This is a genomic window from Cereibacter changlensis JA139 (assembly GCF_003034985.1).
In the GTDB taxonomy this organism is placed as follows: Bacteria; Pseudomonadota; Alphaproteobacteria; order Rhodobacterales; family Rhodobacteraceae; genus Cereibacter; species Cereibacter changlensis.
On record NZ_PZKG01000214.1, the window covers coordinates 1 to 4,531 of the forward strand.

At 70.2% G+C, this 4,531-nt stretch carries 5 protein-coding genes and 1 pseudogene; 1 reads left to right on the forward strand and 5 read right to left on the reverse strand.

The window, feature by feature from the left end; all coding sequences use genetic code 11:
* Positions 1 to 601, forward strand: a 601-nt coding sequence (locus C5F48_RS21960; protein WP_146170702.1) for an autotransporter outer membrane beta-barrel domain-containing protein, incomplete at its 5' end; no start/stop codon positions are given.
* A gap of 9 nt (positions 602 to 610) precedes the next feature.
* Here C5F48_RS21960 and C5F48_RS21965 read toward each other — a convergent pair.
* From C5F48_RS21965 to C5F48_RS21985, 5 genes and pseudogenes are all read right to left on the reverse strand, one after another.
* Positions 611 to 1,249, reverse strand: coding sequence for a sensor histidine kinase (locus C5F48_RS21965; RefSeq protein WP_107665879.1), 639 nt, complete (start codon positions 1,247 to 1,249; stop codon positions 611 to 613).
* A 116-nt stretch (positions 1,250 to 1,365) separates the two neighbouring features.
* Positions 1,366 to 2,556, reverse strand: a complete 1,191-nt coding sequence (locus C5F48_RS21970; protein WP_107665880.1) for an MFS transporter — start codon at positions 2,554 to 2,556, stop codon at positions 1,366 to 1,368.
* Positions 2,553 to 3,245, reverse strand: a complete 693-nt coding sequence (gene arsH / locus C5F48_RS21975; protein ID WP_441302626.1) for an arsenical resistance protein ArsH — start codon at positions 3,243 to 3,245, stop codon at positions 2,553 to 2,555. The genes C5F48_RS21970 and arsH overlap by 4 nt, the downstream gene beginning before the upstream one ends.
* Entirely contained in the window at positions 3,245 to 4,318 is a 1,074-nt protein-coding gene (arsB, locus tag C5F48_RS21980; protein WP_107665882.1) for an ACR3 family arsenite efflux transporter, read from the reverse strand. Before arsB ends, arsH begins: the two co-directional genes overlap by 1 nt.
* Positions 4,315 to 4,531 (reverse strand): annotated as a pseudogene (locus C5F48_RS21985) (ArsR/SmtB family transcription factor); the annotation flags it as partial. The pseudogene C5F48_RS21985 and the gene arsB, both read right to left, overlap by 4 nt.

Consider the following 4,531-nt stretch of genomic DNA (forward strand, 5'->3'; position numbering starts at 1 on the left):
ACTGAGCGCCCGCAAGGCGATGGAGGCCTTCTATGTCGAGGGCGCGCTGGCCTTCGGCCGCAGCGACATCAGCACTGATCGGACCGTCACCGTCGCCGGCGAGGACCGCTTCACCGGCGAGGCGACGGCGGACAGCGTCGCCGCGCATGTCGAGGCTGGCTACCGCATCGGCCGCTTCACCCCCTTCGCCGGGCTCCGGGCTCAGTCGATCAAGACTCCGGCCTATTCCGAGACGCTGCGCTCCGGCGCCGACACCTTCGGGCTGCGCTACGAGGCCGAGACCCGGCGCTCGCTGCGCTCGGAGCTGGGGGTGGCCTTCGAATGGCCCGCCGGCGCCTCGAACCGGCCCACGCTCGGGCTGCGCGCGGCCTGGGCGCATGAGTTCGAAGAGGGCGACGCGTCGGACCGCTCCTTCCTCACCATCCCGGATGTCTCCTTCCCGGTCAGCGGCGCGACGCGGGACCGCGACGCGCTGCTGCTCTCCGCCTCGGTCGGCATGGCGGCGGGTAACGGGGTCTATATCGACGGCACGGTGAACGGCGAGTATTCCGGCAATTCCAGCGACCTCAGCGGGTCGCTGCGCATCGGCTATCAATGGTAGGGCGGCGGCTCAGTCGGGAAGCCGCAGGCTGAAGGTCAGCCCCTCGGGCGAGGCGGCATAGCCGATCTCGCCTTCTACCTGCGCGGCCAGCGCCTGCATCAGGTGGAAGCCTATGCCCTGCGACGGCGGCCCGCCGCCTTCCGCAAACCCGTCGCCGCTGTCTGCGACTGTGATCAGCAGCCCGCCCTCGGGCTGCCTGCGGCAGCTGACGGTGACCTTGCCGGTGAGCCCGGCCTTGCAGCCGTATTTCAGCGCATTCGTTACCGCCTCGCTGACGATCTGCGACACCGGCAGCACCTTGCGCACCGGCAGCAGGCAGTCCGGGTCGCCCTCGTAGAGGATATCGGCCCGGCAGGCCGGCCCGGCGCGGAAGGCGTCGCAGAGGCGCTTGAGCTGCGCGCCGATGTTGCCGGAGGGGAGGCGGCCGCGATGGGTCAGCATGCGGTGCAGCTCGGCCACCGCGGCGATCTGGGCGCCGATGCTCTCGACCAGCCGCAGGGTGCTGGTCTTCTCGGGGGCTTCCGGCAGCGAGGCCAGCTCGCCGACCTTCAGCCGGACATAGCTGGACAGCATGGACATGTGGTTCGCGATACGGTGATCCGCCTCCGCCGCGACGACGTTCTCAAGGGTCTCTTGTGATACATCCATGGCGGGAACTCACTTTGGCGAGAAAGGGGCGCGGGTAGCTGCGCAGGATCGGCGGGGAGCCGAAGAGCCCAGCGATCATAGCCAATACCCGCCGCCCGCGCCCTCACTTCTTCGTGTCAGGCCGGGGCGAGCGCCGCGCGGTGGCAGCCGAGCACCAGCAGCAGCGCCGACAACCCGAGGTTGAGCGTCCCCAACGTCGCGATCACCGCAAGGGTCACGGCGGGCCCCTGACCGACGATCAGCGCCCCGCCGATCATCGGCGCCGCCGCCTGCGCCAACAGAGAGGGGCGGGCCAGCTTCCCCATCAGCGAAGGGTAGCGCTCGGGGCCAAAGATCGCCAGCGGCAGCGCCCCCCGGGCGATGGAGAAGATGCCGTTGCCCGCGCCGTAGAACAGGATGGCCAGCGCCGGCAGTACGAGGCCGAGCGCCAGCAGCGCGAGCCCCAAAGCGACGCAGCCGGTCGCGAAGAGCATGGTCCAGGCCGGGTGGTGCCGGCCGCGGCCCGCCATCTCGACCAGACGCGCCGCGACCTGCGCCGGGCCGAGCAGCGCGCCGACGGCCACCGCTTCGGATAGCCCTAACCCCCGCGCCTGCAGCAGGGTCAGCAGATGCACCGAGATCATGGTCACGGCGAGCCCGGCGGTGACGACGATCCCCGCCATGATCGCGAAGGCCGCCCGCTCGCGCCCCGCCAGCCGCACCGGGCGCGCGCCGGGGTCGCGGAGGGGCGGCGGCGCCTCGGCCTCCTTCGGCACGAGGCCGAGGATCAGCGGGACGGAAACGAGCAGGTGGATCGCGGCATAGGTCAGCGCCGCGCCGCGCCAGCCGAACGCTTCAAGCAGCCAGCTCGACAGCGGCCAGCAGACCGTGCTGGCGAAGCCGCCCCAGAGCGTCAGCACGGTGATCGCCGAGCGGGCGTCCTGCCGGTAGAGCCGGCCGAGGGTCGAGAACACCGGGTCATAGAGGCTGGCGCTCATCCCGAGGCCAATCAGTCCCCAGCCGGCGTAGAACACGGCGAGACTAGGGGCGGCGGCGATGAGAGCGAGGCCCGCGGCCAGCAGGCCGCAACCCGCGGCCAGCACAGGGCGGCCGCCGAAGCGGGCGATGGCCAAGCCGACCCGGGGCGAGGCGAGGCCGGCGCAGGCCAGGCCGAAGGACAGGGCCGAGACCACCCAGGCCAGCGGCCAGCCGGTGCCTGCAACGATCGGCGCGGCCAGCACCGCCATCAGGTAGTAGCTGCTGCCCCAGGCGAAGATCTCCACCACGCCCAGGGCGGAGATCACCGGCCAGCGTCGCGCCGTGCTCATCCGATGGCGTCCTTCATCTGCAGCCGCTCCTGCAGCTTCGCCGCCGCCTCCTTGCGCTCACTGTAGCGGTCGGTCAGGTGGGCGGAGACATCGCGGGTCAAGAGGGTGATCTTCACCAGCTCCTCCATCACGTCGACGATCCGGTCGTAATAGCTGGATGGACGCATCCGCCCGGCCTCGTCGAACTCCTGATAGGCCTTGGCGACCGAGGACTGGTTCGGGATGGTCAGCATCCGCATCCAGCGGCCGAGGATGCGCATCTGGTTCAGCGCGTTGAAGCTCTGCGACCCGCCGGAGACCTGCATCAGCGCCAGCGTCCGGCCCTGGGTCGGGCGGACCGCCCCCAGCGCCAGCGGGATCCAGTCGATCTGCGACTTCATCACCCCGGTCATCGCCCCGTGCCGCTCCGGGCTGGTCCAGACCTGGCCCTCGGACCAGAGGCAGAGTTCGCGCAGCTCCTGCACCTTGGGATGCGAGGCCTCGGCGTCGTCGGGCAGCGGCAGGCCGTTGGCGTGGAAGATCCGCGTCTCGCACCCCAGATGCTGCAACAGGCGCTCGGCCTCCAGCGTGGCGAAGCGGCTGTAGGAGCGCCCGCGCAAGGAGCCGTAGAGCAGCAGGATGCGCGGCGGCGGGCCGTCGATGTGCGGCAGCGGCAGCGCGTCGGGAACGAGGTTCGGCAGGTCGGGGATCATGCGGTTTCCTTGAGTGCGGCGTCGCCGGGGAACCAGCGCGCGCCGAGGCGCAGCGCCACCTGCACCAGCAGGATGAGCACCGGCACCTCCACCAGCGGGCCGATGACGGCGGCGAAGGCAACCGGCGAGGCGAGGCCGTAGGCGGCGATGGCCACGGCGATGGCCAGCTCGAAATTGTTGCCGGCTGCGGTGAAGGCGATGGCGGTGGTGCGCGGATAATCCTTGGCGATCCAGCGGCCCATGGCGAAGCTGACGAGGAACTGGATGGCGAAGTAGAGCGTCAGCGGAATGGCGATCCGCAAGGCGTCGAGCGGCAGGCGCAGCACGTCGCCGCCCTTCAGGCTGAACATCGCGACGATGGTGAACAGCAGCGCCAGAAGCGTGATCGGGCTGATCTTCGGCAGGAAGACCTCGCTGTACCACTCCGCGCCGCGCCGGGCGATCAGCAGCCGCCGGGTGAGGAAGCCGGCGAGGAAGGGCAGGCCGAGATAGAGCAGCACCGCCTCGGTGACGGTGCGGAATCCCACGTCGATCACGCTGCCCTCCAGCCCGAAGAGCGGCGGCAGCACGGTCAGGAAGATCCAGGCATAGGTGGAGAAGAACAGGATCTGGAAGATCGAGTTGAAGGCCACCAGTCCCGCCACATACTGGCTGTCGCCCCGCGCCAGCTGGTTCCAGACCAGCACCATGGCGATGCAGCGCGCCAGCCCGATCAGGATCAGCCCGGTCATGTATTCCGGCTGGTCGCGCAGGAAGATCACCGCCAGCGCGAACATCAGCACCGGGCCGATGATCCAGTTCTGCACCAGGGACAGCATCAGCACCCGCTTGTCGGCGAAGACCTGCGGCAGCTCCTCGTAGCGCACCTTGGCCAGCGGCGGGTACATCATCAGGATCAGCCCGATGGCGATCGGGATGTTGGTCGAGCCGACCGACAGCGCGTCCAGCCGGTCCGGCAGCCCGGCGAAGACGCTGCCCAGCAGGATGCCGAGCGCCATGGCGGCGAAGATCCACAGCGTCAGGTAGCGGTCGAGGAAGGAGAGCCGGCGGCTCGGGGCGGGCGCGGTCACGGGGCGGTGCTCCTGTCGGTCGGTTGGTCGGGGTCCCCGCCGGAAAGGCCGGGGGCGCAGAGTTCGGGGTGGCCCTGGCAGCATTCCCGCATCAGGAAGTCCACCAGCCCGGCCAGCGCCGGATAGGCCGCGGTGTAGATGATGAAGCGCCCCTCGCGGCGCGACTGCACGAGGCCGGCATGCTCCAGATGGGTCGAGGTGGAACGACAGGCG

Bases quoted from the DNA above. Each gene is read 5' to 3' on its own strand.
- C5F48_RS21965 (WP_107665879.1), bottom strand. From the start codon at position 1,249: ATGGATGTATCACAAGAGACCCTTGAGAACGTCGTCGCGGCGGAGGCG.
- C5F48_RS21970 (WP_107665880.1), bottom strand. From the start codon at position 2,556: ATGAGCACGGCGCGACGCTGGCCGGTGATCTCCGCCCTGGGCGTGGTG.